This is a genomic window from Octadecabacter algicola, assembly GCF_021532625.1.
GTDB classification, from domain to species: Bacteria; Pseudomonadota; Alphaproteobacteria; order Rhodobacterales; family Rhodobacteraceae; genus Octadecabacter; species Octadecabacter algicola.
Map to the genome: position 1 here is coordinate 85,430 of NZ_JAKGAR010000001.1, position 18,525 is coordinate 103,954.

General features: G+C 54.4%; 23 protein-coding genes. 22 read left to right on the forward strand and 1 reads right to left on the reverse strand.

Features of this window, described 5'->3' with window-relative positions:
- On the reverse strand, window positions 1-1,353 hold the full coding sequence (gene glmU / locus L0666_RS00305) for a bifunctional UDP-N-acetylglucosamine diphosphorylase/glucosamine-1-phosphate N-acetyltransferase GlmU (protein WP_235256964.1): 1,353 nt from the start codon (window positions 1,351-1,353) through the stop codon (window positions 1-3).
- Between the two features lie 129 nt (window positions 1,354-1,482).
- On the opposite strand from glmU, the gene L0666_RS00310 reads away from it, so the two are divergent.
- The 22 genes from L0666_RS00310 to nuoH all read left to right on the forward strand — a co-directional run bounded on the left by L0666_RS00310 (window position 1,483) and on the right by nuoH (window position 18,524).
- Window positions 1,483-2,145, forward strand: coding sequence for an HAD-IA family hydrolase (locus tag L0666_RS00310; RefSeq protein ID WP_235256966.1), 663 nt, complete (start codon window positions 1,483-1,485; stop codon window positions 2,143-2,145).
- A 45-nt stretch (window positions 2,146-2,190) separates the two neighbouring features.
- Entirely contained in the window at window positions 2,191-3,390 is a 1,200-nt protein-coding gene (locus tag L0666_RS00315; protein WP_235256968.1) for a DegT/DnrJ/EryC1/StrS family aminotransferase, read from the forward strand.
- Between the two features lie 48 nt (window positions 3,391-3,438).
- Window positions 3,439-3,939 (forward strand): lysozyme inhibitor LprI family protein, encoded by a 501-nt coding sequence (locus L0666_RS00320; RefSeq protein WP_235256970.1) that lies wholly within the window; start codon window positions 3,439-3,441, stop codon window positions 3,937-3,939.
- Window positions 3,936-4,463, forward strand: coding sequence for a lysozyme inhibitor LprI family protein (locus L0666_RS00325; RefSeq protein WP_235256973.1), 528 nt, complete (start codon window positions 3,936-3,938; stop codon window positions 4,461-4,463). Before L0666_RS00320 ends, L0666_RS00325 begins: the two co-directional genes overlap by 4 nt.
- Before the next feature lie 110 nt (window positions 4,464-4,573).
- Window positions 4,574-5,044, forward strand: a complete 471-nt coding sequence (locus L0666_RS00330; protein WP_235256975.1) for a hypothetical protein — start codon at window positions 4,574-4,576, stop codon at window positions 5,042-5,044.
- Window positions 5,045-5,228: 184 nt separating this feature from the next.
- Window positions 5,229-5,594, forward strand: coding sequence for an NADH-quinone oxidoreductase subunit A (locus tag L0666_RS00335; protein WP_216037351.1), 366 nt, complete (start codon window positions 5,229-5,231; stop codon window positions 5,592-5,594).
- Window positions 5,585-6,118, forward strand: a complete 534-nt coding sequence (locus L0666_RS00340; protein ID WP_235256977.1) for a NuoB/complex I 20 kDa subunit family protein — start codon at window positions 5,585-5,587, stop codon at window positions 6,116-6,118. The genes L0666_RS00335 and L0666_RS00340 overlap by 10 nt, the downstream gene beginning before the upstream one ends.
- Before the next feature lie 47 nt (window positions 6,119-6,165).
- Window positions 6,166-6,777 carry an NADH-quinone oxidoreductase subunit C gene (locus L0666_RS00345; protein ID WP_235256979.1) on the forward strand — a complete coding sequence of 204 codons (612 nt, stop codon included), beginning with the start codon at window positions 6,166-6,168 and terminating at the stop codon, window positions 6,775-6,777.
- Window positions 6,777-7,247: a hypothetical protein gene (locus L0666_RS00350; protein WP_235256981.1), complete on the forward strand. Its 471-nt coding sequence runs from the start codon at window positions 6,777-6,779 to the stop codon at window positions 7,245-7,247. Before L0666_RS00345 ends, L0666_RS00350 begins: the two co-directional genes overlap by 1 nt.
- Window positions 7,247-8,470, forward strand: a complete 1,224-nt coding sequence (locus L0666_RS00355; protein WP_235256983.1) for an NADH-quinone oxidoreductase subunit D — start codon at window positions 7,247-7,249, stop codon at window positions 8,468-8,470. The genes L0666_RS00350 and L0666_RS00355 overlap by 1 nt, the downstream gene beginning before the upstream one ends.
- A 115-nt stretch (window positions 8,471-8,585) precedes the next feature.
- Window positions 8,586-8,849, forward strand: coding sequence for a hypothetical protein (locus L0666_RS00360; RefSeq protein ID WP_235256985.1), 264 nt, complete (start codon window positions 8,586-8,588; stop codon window positions 8,847-8,849).
- Window positions 8,846-9,142, forward strand: coding sequence for a hypothetical protein (locus L0666_RS00365; protein WP_235256987.1), 297 nt, complete (start codon window positions 8,846-8,848; stop codon window positions 9,140-9,142). The genes L0666_RS00360 and L0666_RS00365 overlap by 4 nt, the downstream gene beginning before the upstream one ends.
- The gene (locus tag L0666_RS00370) at window positions 9,135-10,322 is read left to right on the forward strand and encodes an NADH-quinone oxidoreductase subunit E (RefSeq protein WP_235256989.1); all 1,188 of its coding nucleotides are present in this window, start codon (window positions 9,135-9,137) and stop codon (window positions 10,320-10,322) included. Before L0666_RS00365 ends, L0666_RS00370 begins: the two co-directional genes overlap by 8 nt.
- Window positions 10,323-10,491: 169 nt before the next feature.
- A complete protein-coding gene (locus L0666_RS00375; protein ID WP_235256991.1) occupies window positions 10,492-11,745 on the forward strand; it encodes a hypothetical protein in 1,254 nt (417 codons plus the stop codon).
- 84 nt (window positions 11,746-11,829) lie between these two features.
- Window positions 11,830-12,048, forward strand: coding sequence for a DUF5337 family protein (locus L0666_RS00380; RefSeq protein WP_235256993.1), 219 nt, complete (start codon window positions 11,830-11,832; stop codon window positions 12,046-12,048).
- A gap of 53 nt (window positions 12,049-12,101) precedes the next feature.
- The gene (gene nuoF, locus L0666_RS00385; protein WP_235256995.1) at window positions 12,102-13,385 is read left to right on the forward strand and encodes an NADH-quinone oxidoreductase subunit NuoF; all 1,284 of its coding nucleotides are present in this window, start codon (window positions 12,102-12,104) and stop codon (window positions 13,383-13,385) included.
- 296 nt (window positions 13,386-13,681) lie between these two features.
- Window positions 13,682-13,912: a hypothetical protein gene (locus L0666_RS00390; RefSeq protein WP_235256997.1), complete on the forward strand. Its 231-nt coding sequence runs from the start codon at window positions 13,682-13,684 to the stop codon at window positions 13,910-13,912.
- Entirely contained in the window at window positions 13,912-14,361 is a 450-nt protein-coding gene (locus L0666_RS00395; protein ID WP_235256999.1) for a DUF3291 domain-containing protein, read from the forward strand. The genes L0666_RS00390 and L0666_RS00395 overlap by 1 nt, the downstream gene beginning before the upstream one ends.
- Before the next feature lie 111 nt (window positions 14,362-14,472).
- A complete protein-coding gene (locus L0666_RS00400) occupies window positions 14,473-14,871 on the forward strand; it encodes a DUF5333 domain-containing protein (RefSeq protein ID WP_235257001.1) in 399 nt (132 codons plus the stop codon).
- Between the two features lie 188 nt (window positions 14,872-15,059).
- Window positions 15,060-17,078, forward strand: coding sequence for an NADH-quinone oxidoreductase subunit NuoG (gene nuoG, locus L0666_RS00405; protein ID WP_235257003.1), 2,019 nt, complete (start codon window positions 15,060-15,062; stop codon window positions 17,076-17,078).
- 3 nt (window positions 17,079-17,081) lie between these two features.
- A complete protein-coding gene (locus L0666_RS00410; protein ID WP_235257005.1) occupies window positions 17,082-17,459 on the forward strand; it encodes a hypothetical protein in 378 nt (125 codons plus the stop codon).
- Window positions 17,460-17,483: 24 nt separating this feature from the next.
- Window positions 17,484-18,524, forward strand: a complete 1,041-nt coding sequence (gene nuoH / locus L0666_RS00415) for an NADH-quinone oxidoreductase subunit NuoH (protein ID WP_235257007.1) — start codon at window positions 17,484-17,486, stop codon at window positions 18,522-18,524.
- The last annotated feature ends 1 nt before the right edge of the window (window position 18,525 follow it).

The following is an 18,525-nucleotide window of genomic DNA, read 5'->3' on the forward strand; positions in this document are numbered from 1 at the left end:
TCAGGTCTCCTTAGCCGCTTCGGCCTTCTTTGACTTTAACTTTTCAAACATCCGCCGTGCAAATCCGGCTTTGTTTTCCTGACGGGCGCGACCGACGGCCAAATCGCCATCAGGCACATCGCGTGTGACGACCGTACCAGTTGCCGTCATGCTTGCATCGCCCAGTGTAACGGGGGCCACAAGCATGGTGTTTGACCCGACAAAAACATCCGCACCGATTGTTGTTTTGTGTTTGAAAACACCGTCGTAGTTGCAGGTGATGGTACCAGCACCAATGTTTGTACGCTCACCCACCTGTGCGTCCCCAATATAGCTGAGGTGGTTCACTTTCGAACCTGCATCAAGGGACGCATTCTTAATCTCAACGAAATTTCCGATCTTTACACCTTCGGCGAGTTCAGCACCGGGGCGCAGACGGGCGTAGGGGCCGACAACGCTGTCACGTGAAACGTGGCAGCCTTCTAGGTGACTAAAAGCGCGGATCGTGGCGTTGTTTTCAACAGTCACGCCAACGGCGAACACGACATTTGGTTCAATGATGGCATCTGTGCCGATATAAGTGTCATGGCTGAAATAAACGGTATCGGGCGCCTGCAGTGTCACGCCGTTTTCCATGGCATCGCTACGTGCGCGGGTCTGGAATGCAACCTCTGCCACGGCCAGTTCAGCGCGTGAATTGATGCCCATTGTTTCGGCCTCATTGCAGCGCACCACGGTGGCGGACAGCCCTTGGGCGCGGGCAATGCCGATAATGTCTGTCAGGTAGTACTCGCCTGCAGCGTTTTCATCTGTGACCTTATCCAAAAGGTCGAACAAGACGTCTGACTTTGCACAGATAACGCCTGAATTACAAAGCGTTATGGCGCGGGTGGTGTCATCGGCGTCTTTGTATTCTATGATGGCATCTAATGCGTCGCCTTGCATCACCAAGCGTCCGTAACGGCCAGGATCGGCTGCGTCAAAGCCCAGCACAACAACGTCATTCTCTGCTCGTGCCGCGATCATGGCCTCAAGGGTTTCTGCTTGGATAAACGGTGTGTCACCGTAAAGCACAATCGCATCGCCCTCAAACCCATCTAGGGCACCTTGGGCCTGCAAAACCGCATGCCCAGTCCCGAGCTGTTCAGATTGCAATACGACCTGAGCATCATCTGACCAATCGCGCGCAGCCGCTTCCACGAGTTCAGCGCCATGACCTGTCACAACAATGGTTTTTTCCGGCTCAAGAGATGCGCCAGATTTCATCGCGTGCACCAAAAGCGGCGCACCAGCGATTTTGTGCAGCACTTTGGGCAAGTCGGATTTCATCCGAGACCCTTTACCTGCGGCCAGAATTATCAACGCGACTGCCATGTGCCCAAACCTTTATACTTTTGCGACCTTCATAGCCGTGAATGCCAATTGCGCAAGGGTGGGGGGTTCACATCCCGTGTCGCTTGGTTACAGAGACGTTAACACCAGTTTGGAAACAGGGCAGCGCATATGAAAACGGTTATCTTTGATCTCGACGGGACATTGGCGGATACATCCGGCGATCTTATCGCAGCGGCAAACGTATGTTTTGAAGGGCTAGGGCTTGGCGCACTGCTTGATCCAGCGTCGGATGCGGGGACTGCGTTACGAGGTGGGCGTGCCATGTTGAAGCTGGGCTTCAGCCGTGTTGAAGGTTTCGGAGAAGATGAAATCCTACGCCAGTACCCCATTTTGTTGGAGGCTTATGCGCGAGATATCGACACGCACACCGTCCTTTACCCCCGCGCAATGGACGCTGTTGAAGCCCTAAAGGTCGCGGGTTACGGCGTTGGCATCGCGACGAACAAACCCGAAGGGCTCGCCGAAGAGTTGATGCGCCGCTTGGGTGTTCGTGATGCGTTTGCATCTTTGGTCGGGGCCGACACTTTACCAGTCCGTAAGCCGGACCCTGAACATTTGTTCGAGGCGGCACGGCGCGCGGGCGGCGATCCGGCGCTCACGTGTTTGGTTGGGGACAGCGACACAGACCGCAATACGTCAAAGAATGGTGGGGTGCCGTCGATCCTTGTGACGTTCGGGCCATCGGGTGAAGATATGGCCGCGCTTGAACCTGAAGCGCTGCTTGACGACTTCGCTGACCTTCCCGCTGTCGTTGCCCGCCTTCTGGACTGATCGAAACGTGTTGACCCAGTCCACATGGCTGCGCACAAACACATTATGACAGAAAAATTCACAGGCAGTTTCACCCAACAAGAACCGATCCCACAGGCTGGCATTGATGCCGCCCTTGCCGTGATGAACCACGGACGGTTGCATCGCTATAACACGCAGGGTGATGAGATCGCCGAAACAGCGCTGCTGGAAGAGGAATTCGCCGCCGCGACAGGCTCGAAATACTGCCTCGCGGTGGCGTCCGGCGGATATGCGATGACGACTGCATTGCGCGCTTGCGGTGTGGGACATGGCGATACTGTTTTGACGAATGCGTTTACGCTTGCGCCGGTACCGGGGGCGATTGCTGCCGTCGGGGCGACACCAATCTATGTGGGCGTGACGGAAGACCTTGTGATTGATTTGGATGATCTTGCGGATAAGATTACGCAATCAAAGGTCCTGCTGCTGTCTCACATGCGCGGCCATATCTGCGACATGGAGGCCCTGATGGCCCTCTGTGACAATGCCGGTGTGACCGTGATCGAGGATTGTGCGCACACGATGGGGGCCACGTGGAACGGCACACCGTCAGGGCGTTGGGGTAAGTTTGGCTGTTACTCGACGCAAACCTACAAGCACATGAATTCCGGTGAAGGTGGCTTGCTGATCTCGGATGATGCTGAGGGAATGGCCCGTGCCATCATGCTGTCTGGCAGCTATATGCTGTTTGAACGCCATCGTGCGGCACCGCCCGTCGAGACCTTTAAGCAGATCAAATATGAAACACCCAATATATCGGGCCGAATGGACAATCTGCGCGCCGCGATATTGCGCCCGCAATTGGCGGATCTTCAAACACAATGCGATCGATGGAACGCGTTATACCGAGAAGTCGAAACCGGTCTGACAGAGACACCCGGATTGCACGTGCCGCCACGCCCAGAAAAAGAGGGTTACGTGGCGTCGTCATTCCAATTCCTTTTGTTAGACTGGCCCTCTGAAGCCGTTCAGGACGTGATTGCACGATGTCTGGCACGTGGGGTTGAACTAAAATGGTTCGGCGGTGCAGAGCCGACAGGGTTTACGTCCCGCTATGACAGTTGGCGGTATGCGCCGTCCGAAAGGATGCCAGACAGTGACCGCATTTTGGCAGGGATCATCGATATGCGCTTGCCGTTGACCTTTACCACTGAGGATTGCACCCTGATTGCGCGTATTATTCGCGCCGAAGTCAGTGCGGTTTATCAAGCCCAAGTGGCCTGATCGCCAAACCTTCTACGCGCGAGAATGAAGTGTGAGGTTTTGATCCGTATGCGTTTGATCTTAATTTTAGTTCTGGGTCTTTCTGCGCCATTGGGGGCCGCAGCGGATGATTTGAACGATCACTATGACCCCACGATCCTTGATCTGTGTTTAGAAAACGCGGAACGGATAACCGATCGGGAATCTTGCATCGGGCGTGCATCTAACACCTGCATGACGACCGAAGCGGGGCAATCAACGCTCGGCCAAGGGTACTGCATGAGCCAAGAGTGGGAGCAATGGGATCAGCGCCTTAATGCGGTTTATCAGCGATTGTTGGTGCAACAAGTTGAATTGGCCGAGGACAATGCAGCATTTAACCCGCTGATTCCGCATGCAGTTGAATTGTTGCGCGACATGCAACGCAAATGGGTCGCCTTTCGCGATGCGGCGTGTGATTGGGAATATGTTCAATGGAGCGGTGGAACGGGCGCAGGGCCTGCAACTGCAGAATGCCTGATGCGACTCACAGCCCATCAAACCCTTTTCCTCGAAGGACGAAGCTATTGACCCATTTCGTCAGATATATCGCAGCCTGCGCCTTGATTGCAGGGCCAGCCGCCGCCGAACCGCAACCCGCTGTGGCGGCGCTGATGCATTATATGGACGGTGTCGAAACCTGTTTTGACAATGCGGCAGACACTGAGGCCGCTCACGCCTGCATCGGGCAGGGGGCAAGCCTGTGTATGGACACCGAAGCCGATGGTTATTCCACCGTAGGAATGATGTTCTGTTCATTGGCCGAACACGAAGAATGGGACCGTCTTTTGAACGAGACGTACACCAAGACCATGGCTTTTTTTGAACGCGATGATGCCGCCGAGGCGGAGTCGTTTCCAGAATTCGCGAACCGCGCAGAATCATTGCGCGCGGCGCAGCGCGCTTGGATTCCGCTTCGGGATGCAGACTGCAGCCTCGAATACGCCTTGTGGGGCGCAGGTTCTATGCGCCAAATCGCAGGATCAGGCTGTAGGCTTCGAATGACAGCCGAACGTACGATTTTCCTGAGGTTCCTTGGGGACTACATGCGATAGTGCGATGCGCGGCAGTTTGTGTTCTTGCGCTTGCCTAGGGGGGCACCCTATCTAGGCCCAACGCCCTCGAGCCGCTTGCGGCCTGTTATCTAGAATAGAAAGTTTGCCCAGTGGCTAGCAATGAATCAAAGCCGGATTTTTACTCAGGTATTCCATGGGTTTATGTTCCACCAGAGCAAGCCCGCGCGCACCCCAAGGGGCAGCTGAATTGGATCATGTGGCTTATTTCAATCTATTTCATCGGGATTGGACTGTTCAAAATCTATTGGATCATCGCGTCAGGCTACGGGATTGGGACTGCCTTTTTGAATGGGACGTGGCCGGTGTTGACGGGGATCGGTCTAATGTTGCGGTTTCCATATGCTGTGATGATGGCGGTCATTACCGCGGGTCTCAGTGCTTTCACGTTGTTGCGCGGGATAGGGGACACCGGAACTGCTCTGATACTGCTGCAAACATTGATCGCATTCGGGATCTTGTTTTACTTAATCGACGGGGACCGCCCGAATTTCATCTACCGCCATCGGTATCGCAAGTATTCGGCGACCAATGAGGGGCCATCGCCGTCCGAGAACGACTAACTTCATGCGAAATTGACAGGTCGCGCGGCCCTTCGATCATTTAATCGTTCAAAAGCTGCAAAAATCCCCCCGCGAGCAGGGGTTTCGGCCCCGTCCCCCCGTTGACCCCCTTGAGCCAGAGCGGTAAACGCGAGGAGACGCGACAGCCGCGCGAACGCGCACCGCCATTATAGGGAGTCTGCAGGTGGAAGAGTTTCTTAGGGAATACTTACCAATCGTCATCTTTCTTGGACTCGCCATCGTGCTGGGAATCGTTTTGATCCTTGCCGCCGTGGTGCTGGCCGTACGCAATCCTGATCCTGAAAAAGTGTCTGCATACGAATGCGGGTTTAACGCTTTTGATGACGCGCGGATGAAATTTGATGTTCGGTTTTACCTTGTGTCGATCCTGTTCATTATTTTCGATCTGGAAATCGCATTCTTGTTCCCGTGGGCCGTGGCCTTTGGTGATATTTCAATGGTCGGCTTCTGGTCGATGATGGTCTTCCTCGCGGTGCTGACCGTGGGCTTTGCCTACGAATGGAAAAAAGGAGCACTCGAATGGGAGTAGCTGTTGGCCAAAACACTGCAGGCGCGGACCCAGAGTACGCAACGCAGGCATTGAACAAAGAGCTGACGGATAAGGGTTTCCTTGTCACGTCCTCAGCTGACCTGATCAACTGGGCCCGCACGGGCTCGCTACACTGGATGACCTTCGGGTTGGCTTGTTGTGCGGTTGAGATGATGCACACGTCTATGCCGCGATATGACGCTGAACGTTTCGGTATCGCGCCGCGCGCTTCCCCACGTCAGTCTGACGTGATGATTGTGGCGGGTACACTGACCAACAAAATGGCCCCAGCTTTGCGCAAGGTTTATGACCAAATGCCAGAGCCGCGCTACGTGATCTCGATGGGGTCCTGCGCGAACGGTGGCGGTTACTATCACTATTCTTATAGCGTTGTGCGTGGCTGTGACCGGATCGTTCCGGTTGATATCTATGTGCCTGGCTGCCCTCCGACAGCGGAAGCACTGCTGTACGGTATCCTGCAGCTGCAACGCAAAATCCGCCGTACTGGCACGATTGTCCGCTAACGCGGGACGGGCCGCCGCGCCCAATACGACCTTCAAAGGGAACGCTCATGTCTGACGACCTCAAAGAACTCGGCCAACACATCGAACTCAAGCGCCCTGATTGCGTGCTGTCTTGGGACGTGACGGGGGGCGAACTAACGATTGCTGTCGCTCCGGCGAACTTGGCTTCGTTTGTGGAATTCCTGAAGGTTGATAGCTCATGCAAGTTCAGCTCTTTGGTGGACATCACGGCTGTTGACTACCCGGGCCGCGCACAGCGGTTCGACGTGGTCTATCACTTCTTGTCCATGTATCAGAACCACCGCATCCGTTTGCGCGTGAAGGCCCGCGAAGACGAGATGGTGCAATCCATCATCGATGTGCACCCGTCCGCCAACTGGTTTGAACGCGAAGTGTTCGACATGTTCGGGATCATCTTCAAAGGTCACCCAGACCTGCGCCGTATTTTGACCGACTACGGCTTCCGCGGTTACCCGCTGCGCAAGGATTTCCCGACAACCGGCTACACTGAGGTCCGCTACGACGAAGTGCAAAAACGCGTTGTCTACGAACCGGTGTCCTTGGTCCAAGAGTACCGCCAGTTCGACTTTATGTCCCCATGGGAGGGTGCCGAATATATCCTTCCGGGTGATGACAAAGCGAAGGAGGAGGCTAAGTGATGAGCGCCAGTTTGGAGCCAATTGATGATGTTCGATTGGGCTGGAAAGCTATTGAAAGCCATTCCAATTGGATTGAGTGGGCTCAAGAACTTATTCCTTCTATGGTCGATATGAATAGAACGGAAGTGTTTAGCAGTCTGTTTGGTCAAGATGGCACTGCGCGGAGCTTGATATGGGATTTGTTAGATCACTTTGAGCGAGGTGGAGATGAAGTCTCGTTGAATCGAGCTTTTGAGTTTGTTTTGCGCTGTGCGAAGAGTGAAGAGGTTGAAGTGTCGAGCCCCGCGTTCATAGGGTTCTTCTGCAAGATATCTCAGGGAAACAATCCAGTAATTTCAATCGAGGATTTGGCGCAGCGCCTTCCCAATGATATTCTCGAAGATTATTCAGGTCTTTGGTTGCATCATTATGGTCTCTCGGGATTTGAGCGGATGAGGGCAGCCAATAAAGCCAAAGGAGCCACTTCATAATGGACGGCACTAAAAACTTCGATGACGCCCTCACAGGCGAGCAGAAAATCCGCAATTTCAACATCAACTTCGGCCCGCAGCACCCTGCGGCGCACGGGGTTTTGCGCCTTGTCCTCGAACTGGACGGTGAGATCGTAGAACGCTGCGATCCACACATCGGCCTTTTGCACCGTGGCACCGAAAAGCTGATGGAAAGCCGGACGTATCTGCAGAACTTGCCGTATTTCGACCGCCTCGATTACGTCGCCCCGATGAACCAAGAACACGCTTGGTGTCTGGCGATTGAAAAGCTGACAGGCACAGTTGTACCGCGTCGTGGATCGCTGATCCGCGTGTTGTTCTGCGAAATTGGCCGTATCTTGAACCACCTGATGAACGTGACCACACAGGCCATGGACGTCGGCGCGCTGACGCCACCTGTTTGGGGTTTTGAAGAACGCGAACAACTGATGGTGTTTTACGAGCGCGCCTGTGGCGCCCGTTTGCATGCCGCGTATTTCCGCCCCGGTGGTGTTCACCAAGACCTGCCGGATGAGTTGTTGACAGATATCGAGGCATGGGCAGATCAATTCATGACTCGTTTCATGGTCGATCTGGACGGCTTGCTGACCGAAAACCGTATTTTCAAGCAGCGTAACGTCGACATTGGCATTGTGACTGAAAAAGATATTCAAGACTGGGGTTTCTCAGGTGTGATGGTGCGTGGCTCCGGCCTTGCGTGGGATTTGCGCCGTGCACAGCCTTATGAGTGCTACGACGAGTTTGAATTCCAAGTGCCCGTTGGCAAAAACGGCGACTGCTATGACCGTTACCTCTGTCGCATGGAAGAGATGCGCCAGTCCGTTTCCATTATCCGTCAGGCGATCACCAAGTTGCGTGAGCCCGAAGGGCAGGGCGATGTGATCGCGCGCGGTAAGATGACCCCGCCGACACGCGCTGCGATGAAGACCGACATGGAAAGCCTGATCCACCACTTCAAGCTCTATACCGAAGGGTTCCACGTTCCGGCGGGCGAAGTTTACGCCGCAGTTGAAGCGCCTAAAGGTGAATTCGGCGTGTTCCTTGTGGCGGATGGCTCTAACAAACCTTACCGCGCGAAAATCCGTGCACCGGGTTATTTGCACCTGCAGGCGATGGATCACGTTGCCGTTAAACACCAACTTGCCGACGTTGCGGCGATCATCGGTACGATGGACGTCGTGTTCGGGGAGATTGACCGTTGAGCGCGTTTGGTCTGATGCAGCTTGTTCCTTTGGCCATGGTGCTCGCGCCAGGCGGCGTTATGCCTGCAAGCCTATTCGTCTTAGTGAGCGGCGCTGCATTTGGGGGCGGACTGTAATGTTCAGAACGGCCTTGGTTCTTTCGGTTGTTGCGACGTCCGCTTTTGCGCAGGACGCAAGCGATGCCAATATTGCGGCGATGGTCGCTGCGATCGAAGATGCTGGATGTGTTGTGACGGCGGACAACGGGGACGCTGTCCATCTTGCCTCTGGTTTAACCGAAGATGAAACTGTGGCCGTGATCCTTACCATGTATGCGGATGGTTTGGTCGCACTCGAAGAAGACGGGACCATGTCCCTTTTCACTGAGGCGTGCCCATGATCCGCGCTGCGTTATTTGTCTGCGCGGGCTTTATGCTTGCGGGCTGTGATGGCGCTGCGACTGAAACACTTCCTGACGGCGTAAGCGCTGCTGACGTCGCCTTGTTTAAATCCGCTGTAACTGATGCGGGTTGCGATATCACGAACGATGATCAGGCTGCGCTGGTCGAAGACAAAACTGGCTTTGACGACGCAACACTTTCGATCATTGTTCAATACCTTACACTTGCCGGCGAAAGCGAACCTCTCGTGACCGGTTTTCGACTGACTTCAGGATCCTGTGCCAATGCTTAGACGCCTCCACCTCGACCAACCCGCTAGCTTTGCTTTCACTTCGGACAACCAGAAATGGGCCGAAGCACAGGTGACGAAATATCCAGAAGGCCGTCAGGCCAGCGCGATCATTCCACTGTTGTGGCGTGCGCAAGAACAAGAAGGCTGGCTGACTCGTCCGGCAATTGAATATGTCGCCGAAATGCTAGGTCTTGCCTACATGCGCGCTCTCGAAGTTGCGTCTTTCTACTTCATGTTCCAATTGCAGCCTGTTGGCTCGGTTGCGCATATTCAGGTGTGTGGCACCACGTCCTGCATGATTTGCGGTGCAGAAGATCTTGTCGCGGTTTGCAAAGAGAAAATTGCGCCGAACGCGCATGAAGTATCTGCAGACGGCAAGTTTTCGTGGGAAGAAGTTGAATGCTTGGGGTCTTGTTCTAACGCTCCGATGGCTCAGATCGGGAAAGATTACTACGAAGACCTGACAGCCGCCAAAATGGGTGAACTGATCGACGCGCTTGGCCGTGGCGAAGTGCCGCTGCCGGGCCCGCAAAATGGTCGTTACGCTGCTGAGCCTCTCAAGGGTCTGACAACGTTGACAGAGTTTGACAGCGGCAATCATCAGTACAACGCGTCCGTACAATTGGCGCATGACATTGGTGATACTGTCAAACGTATTGATGGCACCGAAGTTCCATTGCTCGCGCCATGGAACCAAGCGGCACCAACTTCGGGCGGCAAAGCGGCGACACCTGCCAAGAAAGCGCCTGCTGCAAAGAAAGCTGCACCAAAACCGGCAGCTAAGAAAGTTACAGCTAAGTCGGCCACTGCTAAGCCGGCTGTCAAAGCCGCATCCGCGCCCAAGGCCGCCGCAAAAGCGAGCACAGCCAAGGCTGCTAAGCCCGCTGCGAAAGCGGCTAAAGCAGCGCCAAAGGCTGCAACTGCGTCGACAACAGGCGAAAAGAAACCCAGAACAATGTCCAAACCACGGGCAGCGGGAGCCGATGATCTGAAACGTATCAGCGGTGTTGGCCCGAAACTCGAGGGTGTGTTGAACGACCTCGGCTTCTGGCATTTCGACCAGATTGCCAAATGGGGCGAAGGCGAAATCGCTTGGGTCGATAGCCGTCTGAAATTCAAAGGTCGCATTGAGCGTGACAATTGGGTTGATCAGGCGACTGAATTCGCCGCCGAAAAGTAACGCATTTCGAAATATCGACGGTGATATCGTAGAAACCGGCCTCAAATTCAAATTTTGGGCTGTTTTCGCTGGGGTTCCCCTTATCAAGTGTAGGTTGTCACATTAGGCTCTGGCGCAGTTGGCATGTCGGGGCGTGAGATTCCGCATGCGCACAGGGAAAGGGTACAACATGAATAATACTTCTTCGAAAGGGACGGGCGCATTTTTGATCGCCGCCTTGTTCGGTCTCGTGGCACTTTTGGTTGCTTGGGGCATTTTGGATTTTCGGTTCTTCTGGTCATTGGTGATTGGTGTGATCGTTGCGATCATTACTTGGATCGTGCTTTGGCTCGGATGGGGTAAAGATGATGCCGACACAGAGTCGAGCACTGGAATGTCCGCGGGAACGACTGCTGCCGCCGGTATTGCTGGTGCAGCTGGTATCGCGGGCGCTGCGGCAGGCGCGGCAAAATCAGCTGCGGGATCCGCTGCAAGTACCGCCAAGGACGCCGCTTCCGCAACCGCAGACACCGCCAAAAACGCAGCATCGACAGCTGCTGAAACGGCGACATCTGCAGCGTCGAACGTAGCAGACGTAGCGACCAGTGCGGCCGCAAAGACCGCAGATGCTGGTAAGGCTGCGGCCTCCAAAACGGCGTCCGCAGCTAAAGGCGCGGCAAGCACGGCGAAATCCACGGCGAAGAAGGCAACTGGTGCTGCGAAATCTGCGGCAACTGAGGCTAAATCAACCGGCAAGGCCGCTGCGGCAGGCGCAAAAACAGCAGCGAAGTCCACGGCATCGGGTGCAGCAACAGCCACCAAAGCAGCAGCAACAAGCGCTAAGACGACAGCGAAATCTGCAACGTCCAAAGCCAAAGCCGCCGCAGCACCTGCGGCAAAGGACAAGAAGACGGCTGCGAAAACAACGGCAGCCAAGCCAAAGGCAGCAGCAAAGCCCAAAGCAGCAACTAAGTCTGCAACTACGACGTCGAAAACCGCATCAAAGCCGGCGGCAAAGGCTACAAAGCCAGCAGCGAAAACGGCAAAACCTGCTGCCAAGTCCGCGGCTAAACCAGCGGCCAAGGCAACTAAATCTGCTGCCAAATCCACGGCTAAACCAGCAGCAAAAACCACTACCAAGTCTACCAAGGCACCAGCCAAGTCCGCTGCAAGCGCAACGCCTGAGATTCTAAAAGCCGCGCGTTCCGGCGGGGCCGATGATCTGAAACTCCTGAAAGGGGTTGGGCCGGGTCTTGAGAAAACTCTGAACGAGCTTGGGTTCTTCCACTTCGATCAAGTTGGGTCTTGGAAGAAGAAAGATGTTGAGTGGGTTGATAGCCGACTGAAATTCAAAGGTCGCATCGAACGTGACGGTTGGGTGAAACAGGCGAAAGTTTTGGCAAAGGGCGGAGAGACTGAGTTCTCCAAACGCGCTAAGAAGTAAATCTCTCAAATGAAACAGTAAAAGGCCCGCCGGATGCACCGCGCGGGCCTTTTCTTTTGGTGCATCAAAGGGCAAACTGCGCCTATGACGACGCCACTAAATCAGACGGACGCTAAACAGGGCCGCCAAGCCGCAATCGTAATTGCACTTGCTGGTCTTTTGAGCATTTTTGCCCCAGCAATTACCCGCACGCTGGGTGCGGAACCGCGGGTTGAAATGCTGTTGTACTTAATCTCTCTTGCTGGGTTCATTTGGTCACTGGTGGTGACGTGGAAGCTGTGGCAAAAGACACGGGATAAATGATACCTTTGCCGCGTTGCCGGTAAAGACGCCTAACCTAGATCGAGGACTTCGCGATGCTCGCTGATAAAGACCGCATTTTCACTAACCTTTACGGAATGCACGATCGCACGCTGAAAGGCGCGCAAAAGCGAGGGCATTGGGATGGCACGGCCAAGATTATTCAAAACGGCCGTGACTGGATCATCGACCAGATGAAGGCCTCTGGCCTGCGGGGCCGCGGTGGTGCGGGTTTCCCGACGGGTTTGAAGTGGTCCTTCATGCCGAAAGAATCGGATGGCCGTCCGGCGTATCTTGTTGTGAACGCGGATGAATCCGAGCCGGGTACATGTAAAGACCGCGAAATCATGCGTCATGATCCACACACACTGATCGAGGGTTGCTTGATTGCGTCTTTCGCGATGAATGCGAACGCCTGCTACATCTACATCCGCGGTGAATACATCCGCGAAAAAGAAGCGCTGCAGGCTGCAATTGACGAAGCTTACGAAGCGGGTCTTGTCGGTAAGAACGCTGCCAAATCCGGTTGGGATTTCGACATCTATCTGCACCACGGGGCAGGAGCTTATATCTGCGGCGAAGAAACCGCATTGCTCGAATCTCTCGAGGGCAAAAAGGGCATGCCGCGCATGAAGCCGCCGTTCCCTGCAGGCGCAGGTCTCTATGGTTGCCCGACAACAGTGAACAACGTTGAATCCATCGCTGTTGTTCCGACAATTTTGCGCCGTGGTCCTGAATGGTTCGCGGGTTTTGGTCGCCCGAATAACGCCGGAACTAAACTGTTCGCGATTTCCGGTCATGTGAACAACCCATGTGTGGTTGAAGAAAGCATGTCGATTTCATTCGAGGAACTGATCGACAAACACTGCGGCGGTATTCGCGGTGGTTGGGATAACCTTAAGGCTGTGATCCCCGGTGGGTCGTCCGTGCCAATGGTGCGCGGCGAAAACATGCGCGATGCGATCATGGATTTCGATGCGCTTAAAGAAAAGGGGTCTTCCCTTGGCACGGCCGCTGTCATCGTGATGGATCAGTCCACTGACGTGATCAAAGCGATCTGGCGCTTGTCCAAATTCTACAAACACGAATCTTGTGGCCAGTGCACGCCATGCCGCGAAGGCACGGGTTGGATGATGCGCGTTATGGATCGTCTGGTAAAAGGCGACGCCGACCCAGCTGAAATCGACATGTTGCTCGACGTGACCAAACAGGTCGAAGGCCACACAATCTGTGCGCTAGGCGATGCGGCGGCTTGGCCGATCCAAGGTTTGATCAAGAACTTCCGCGACGAGATCGAAGATCGGATTGCGCACAAGCGGAACCCTGTTGCGGCGGAGTAGTGAATGCCTATTCGCTGATAAAACTGCTTGAACGTGAAACGCCGAAATGGTGTGAACACTGCGAACGCAATGTTACAAATGCGGAACGGCACGCGCCGGATTGTCCAAACTTACCGGAGCCAAAGCGTTCATTCGCTTTGTCGACCGTTGTAATAGGGGCGTTGTTGCTGTTCTTGTGCGTGTTGATTACGCTTCTAGTTATCTACTGGACGCGACATGGTTATTGAACAGTTCTATAAACTCTCGGTCATCGCTGTCGTTTCAGGCCACACTTCTAATACGAGACTTTGCCTCCAATGAAAGCCTTCCTAGACGGTACTGCCAGTTTCCTTGCCGCCCTTGCGACTGTCGCGATTTGCGGATTTCCGTCTTGGTTCACTTATAAAGCCATCGAAGCCAATGTTGCACCGGTTTGGGCGTGGGCGGCAATCGTAGCGTTGGCAGGTGTGGGCATTTTGATGACAATTGCATTTTTGGGCAAGGCGATCAAAGGCATCGCGCCATCCCGTGATCGACGGAGACGCTGATGCACCTTGCTGAACTTAACATTGGCCGTCTTTTGGCCCCGACAGATGACCCGCTGGTTAAGGAGTTCATGGACAACCTTGATCGCATCAACGGGCTGGGAAAAAAGATGCCCGGTTTTGTTTGGATGTCAGAAGGGTCAGGTGAGCCGGGGACGGGAAACACAGAAAACAGCATCGGCGATGATCCGCAGTTTGTTTTCAATCTCACGGTTTGGGAAGATTTGCCCAGCCTTGAGACCTTTGTGTACAAAACACTGCATACCAAGTTCATGAACCGCAAAGCGGAATGGTTTGAGGTTCTTGATCAACAGCACTTTGTTATGTGGTGGGTCGAAGAGGGACATCAGCCCACACGCGACGAAGCGTTGGCAAAGCTGGATGAGCTACGCGCGAACGGGCCCAGCGACAGCGCATTCGGTTGGGACTGGATTCGCGCCCAAAACGGGTAAAAACTGCCGAAATAGCTGATATCAGGTCTTTGCTATTGAATAGCAGGTCTGCCTGACAGACATCTAACGCAACCGGCGCACCTGATGCGGCGTATGATTTGGAGTAATGTTATGAAGACCAAGACGACTTGGCTGATGGCCGCAACTGTTGCGATGGCAATGGGAAGCACAGCGACCGCAAATCCTCGAAACGTCGAATACGTGACCGAAGGGCTGATCGCGGCTGGCATGGCGGTAGAACTGGGTGATTACTGTGGCAGTGTTGATGTCCGCCTAATTCGCGGGCTCAACTTTCTACAGGGTCTAAAGCGCCATCTTGATGATTTGGGGTACACGGACGCCGAGATTGAACAGTACATTGATAATGACGTGGAAAAAGAACGGCTTGAGGGAATTGCACGCCAACGGCTTGCCGATCTGGGTGTGCGTCCGGGTGACAGTGCAAGCTATTGCACGGTGGCGCGGGCACAGATGGCGGCCGGGACTCAGGTTGGTCGACTGTTAAGGTAATACAATTCCTACTATTTTAGTCAGATAACGGGCGCATTTTTATGCGTCCGTTTTGCTTTTTTGGGGGGCAATTCGATACCATTCGCACTGGCAAACCTGATCGTGTCGCGATAGAACCGCAACCAACCTGTGGCCCAAAGTTTTGGGTCATTCGGCAGCAAAGCACTACGGGAACAGGGAACACGTCCATGTCCGATCTGCGCAAGATCATTATCGATGACCAAGAGGTCGAAGTTTCGGGCGCCATGACGCTCATTCAGGCCTGCGAAGAAGCCGGTATTGAAATCCCTCGTTTCTGCTATCACGAACGCCTTTCCATTGCTGGCAACTGCCGCATGTGTCTGGTCGAAGTCGTGGGTGGCCCACCAAAACCAGCGGCATCCTGTGCGATGCAGGTGCGTGACTTGCGCCCTGGCCCTGAAGGGCAACCACCTGTTGTTAAAACAAATTCTCCGATGGTGAAGAAGGCGCGCGAAGGCGTGATGGAATTCCTTCTGATCAACCACCCGCTGGATTGCCCGATTTGCGATCAGGGTGGTGAATGCGATTTGCAGGACCAAGCGATGGCTTACGGCGTCGACTTTTCCCGCTTCCGCGAACCAAAACGCGCCGCGACTGACCTTGATCTTGGTCCGCTCGTAGAGACTCATATGACACGCTGCATTTCATGCACGCGCTGTGTGCGGTTCACGACCGAGGTCGCTGGGATCACACAGATGGGCCAAACGGGTCGTGGTGAAGATTCGGAAATCACAAGTTATCTGGGCGAAACGCTCGACAGTAACATGCAGGGTAACATTATCGATTTGTGCCCTGTTGGTGCGTTGGTGTCCAAGCCCTACGCGTTCACGGCACGTCCGTGGGAGTTGACCAAGACCGAATCTATCGACGTGATGGATGGTCTGGGCGCGAACATTCGCGTTGATACGAAGGGCCGTGAAGTCATGCGGTTCCTGCCGCGCAACCATGACGGTGTGAACGAAGAATGGATTTCCGATAAATCCCGTTTCGTTTGGGACGGTTTGCGCCGCCAACGTCTGGATACCCCGTATATCCGTGAAAACGGCAAGTTGCGCAAAGCGGGTTGGGACGAAGCCTTGAAAGCCGCAGCTGCTGCGATGAAGGGCAAGAAGGTTGTTGGCTTGGTCGGCGATCTTGCGAACACCGAATCTGCCTTCAGCCTGAAGTCTTTGATCGAAGGGCAGGGCGGTGTTGTTGAATGTCGCGTTGATAATGCAAAGCTGCCTGCAGGTAACCGGTCTGGATATGTTGGCACCGCAACCATCGAAGACATTGATGATGCGAAGTTCGTTATGTTCGTTGGTACGAACCCTGTTGCGGAAGCCCCTGTGCTGAACGCGCGTGTGCGCCGTGCATGGTCTAAAGGCTGTAATGTAGACCTCGTCGGTCCTGCAGTTGATCTGACCTATGACTACAACCACAAAGGTGATGATCGCGCTGCTTTGCAGAAGCTTTTGGAAACGAAGCCTGCGAAGGCCGTTAAAGAAAACCCATCCGTGATTGTTCTCGGGCAGGGCGCTTTGCAAGAAGCTGACGGTGCGGCTGTTTTGGCTGCTGTCATGCAGATGTGTGAAGAGTCAGATTCCAAACTGATGATTCTCCATTCCGCCGCTGGTCGTGTTGGTGCGATGGATGTCGATGCGACGAACGCTGATGGTATGAAAGCTGTCGAAAGCGCCGAGGTTGTTTACAATCTTGGGGCTGATGAAGTTGAAATCGCCGACGGTCCATTCGTGATCTACCAAGGTTCACACGGGGATCGCGGTGCGCACCGTGCTGATATCATCCTGCCAGCGGCTGCTTACACAGAAGAAAACGCGTTGTTCGTAAACACAGAAGGTCGCCCTCAATTGGCGATGCGCGCTGGGTTTGCACCGGGTGAAGCCAAGGAAAACTGGGCGATCCTGCGGGCGCTCTCTGCGGAATTGGGCGCACAGCAGTCTTGGGATAGTCTTGCGCAATTGCGTCAAGCTCTCGTTGCGGCGGTTCCTCACCTGGCGGACATCGATGCCGTTGCTGAAAATGACTGGCAGCCGGTTAAGACAGGCAAGTTGGGTAAGGCGACGTTCCGCGCTGCGGTTAAAGATTTCTATCTGACCAACCCGATTGCACGTGCATCCCAGCTGATGGCTGAGTTGAGTGCAAACGCCAAAGCACGGGCTGAAGCCCCGATCGCGGCAGAGTAATTGATGCGCTCGGCCCTCATAACCCTCACAGCGCTCGCTGCTTGCGAGACTGTAACGGAGCCTCCAGTAGGCGCCGTGCGTTATGATGGAATCGAGACGCGTCTGTTGGACGGTGATTTGGTCAACTTTCATGTGAAAGCGGGCAACACCTTGGAACAGCAAGATATTGCGGATTATGCGGAATGTGCCGCGGCCCAGTATGCGCTGATCCGTGGGTACGGATTTGCGCGCCATGTGCGTACGCAGATGGACGAAGAGGGTGGCAATTGGACAGGTGATGCGGTTTATACCATCTCGCCGGCTCTGCCACGTGGATTACGAACGATAGATGCGGAAGTTACGGTTGCCGAATGCGCGCGCCGGGCTATTCCGACCGTCTAGGGCCGGGGGTCTAAGGGAACGAATATGGTTGAATTTTTCACCACCACCAATCTGGGAATTGTGCTTTTGATCTTGGGGCAATGCCTTTTGATCTTGTTGCCACTGTTGGTCGCGCTTGCGTTCCTGATGTATGCCGACCGTAAGATTTGGGCTGCCGTGCAGATGCGCAAAGGGCCAAACGTTGTTGGTGTCTTTGGCTTGCTGCAAAGTTTTGCCGACTTCATTAAGTACATTGTGAAAGAAGTGGTTGTCCCTGCGGGTGCCGATAAGGCAGTGTTTTTCCTTGCTCCGATGATCACCTTTGTTCTGGCCGTCATCGCTTGGGCGGTTATCCCGTTCAATGAAGGTTGGGTTCTCAGCGATATCAACGTTGCGATCCTGTATGTCTTCGCAATCTCCTCGCTTGAAGTCTACGGCGTGATCATGGGCGGTTGGGCGTCCAACTCGAAATACCCATTCTTGGGGTCGCTTCGCTCTGCGGCGCAGATGATTTCTTATGAAGTGTCCATCGGCCTGATCATCATCGGTGTTGTTATCTCCACTGGTTCTTTGAACTTTGGCGATATCGTCATGGCACAAGAGAGCGACTACGGCATCTTTGGCTGGTATTTCATCCCGCACTTCCCGATGTTGTTCTTGTTCTTTATCAGCGCCTTGGCCGAAACAAACCGACCACCGTTTGACCTTCCCGAAGCGGAATCCGAATTGGTTGCTGGTTATCAGGTTGAGTATTCTTCTACGCCGTTCTTGTTGTTCATGATCGGTGAATTGATGGCCGTCGTATTGATGTGCGCGTTGGTGTCGCTGTTGTTCCTTGGTGGCTGGTTGTCACCGATCGGGTTCTTGCCAGATGGCATCTTGTGGCTGATCGCGAAAATGCTGGTCTGTTTCTTCATCTTCGCGATGGTCAAAGCGATCACACCACGTTTCCGCTATGACCAGCTGATGCGGATTGGTTGGAAGATCTTCCTGCCGCTGTCCCTGTTCTGGGTCGTGTTGGTAAGCTTCTTGGCTAAATTCGAAGTAATGGGCGGCTTCTGGGCCCGCTGGGCAATTGGGGGCTGAT

Bases quoted from the DNA above. Each gene is read 5' to 3' on its own strand.
- glmU (WP_235256964.1), bottom strand. From the start codon at position 1,353: ATGGCAGTCGCGTTGATAATTCTGGCCGCAGGTAAAGGGTCTCGGATG.
- L0666_RS00310 (WP_235256966.1), top strand. From the start codon at position 1,483: ATGAAAACGGTTATCTTTGATCTCGACGGGACATTGGCGGATACATCC.
- L0666_RS00315 (WP_235256968.1), top strand. From the start codon at position 2,191: ATGACAGAAAAATTCACAGGCAGTTTCACCCAACAAGAACCGATCCCA.
- L0666_RS00320 (WP_235256970.1), top strand. From the start codon at position 3,439: ATGCGTTTGATCTTAATTTTAGTTCTGGGTCTTTCTGCGCCATTGGGG.
- L0666_RS00340 (WP_235256977.1), top strand. From the start codon at position 5,585: ATGGGAGTAGCTGTTGGCCAAAACACTGCAGGCGCGGACCCAGAGTAC.
- L0666_RS00345 (WP_235256979.1), top strand. From the start codon at position 6,166: ATGTCTGACGACCTCAAAGAACTCGGCCAACACATCGAACTCAAGCGC.
- L0666_RS00350 (WP_235256981.1), top strand. From the start codon at position 6,777: ATGAGCGCCAGTTTGGAGCCAATTGATGATGTTCGATTGGGCTGGAAA.
- L0666_RS00355 (WP_235256983.1), top strand. From the start codon at position 7,247: ATGGACGGCACTAAAAACTTCGATGACGCCCTCACAGGCGAGCAGAAA.
- L0666_RS00360 (WP_235256985.1), top strand. From the start codon at position 8,586: ATGTTCAGAACGGCCTTGGTTCTTTCGGTTGTTGCGACGTCCGCTTTT.
- L0666_RS00365 (WP_235256987.1), top strand. From the start codon at position 8,846: ATGATCCGCGCTGCGTTATTTGTCTGCGCGGGCTTTATGCTTGCGGGC.
- L0666_RS00370 (WP_235256989.1), top strand. From the start codon at position 9,135: ATGCTTAGACGCCTCCACCTCGACCAACCCGCTAGCTTTGCTTTCACT.
- L0666_RS00375 (WP_235256991.1), top strand. From the start codon at position 10,492: ATGAATAATACTTCTTCGAAAGGGACGGGCGCATTTTTGATCGCCGCC.
- L0666_RS00380 (WP_235256993.1), top strand. From the start codon at position 11,830: ATGACGACGCCACTAAATCAGACGGACGCTAAACAGGGCCGCCAAGCC.
- nuoF (WP_235256995.1), top strand. From the start codon at position 12,102: ATGCTCGCTGATAAAGACCGCATTTTCACTAACCTTTACGGAATGCAC.
- L0666_RS00390 (WP_235256997.1), top strand. From the start codon at position 13,682: ATGAAAGCCTTCCTAGACGGTACTGCCAGTTTCCTTGCCGCCCTTGCG.
- L0666_RS00395 (WP_235256999.1), top strand. From the start codon at position 13,912: ATGCACCTTGCTGAACTTAACATTGGCCGTCTTTTGGCCCCGACAGAT.
- L0666_RS00400 (WP_235257001.1), top strand. From the start codon at position 14,473: ATGAAGACCAAGACGACTTGGCTGATGGCCGCAACTGTTGCGATGGCA.
- nuoG (WP_235257003.1), top strand. From the start codon at position 15,060: ATGTCCGATCTGCGCAAGATCATTATCGATGACCAAGAGGTCGAAGTT.
- L0666_RS00410 (WP_235257005.1), top strand. From the start codon at position 17,082: ATGCGCTCGGCCCTCATAACCCTCACAGCGCTCGCTGCTTGCGAGACT.
- nuoH (WP_235257007.1), top strand. From the start codon at position 17,484: ATGGTTGAATTTTTCACCACCACCAATCTGGGAATTGTGCTTTTGATC.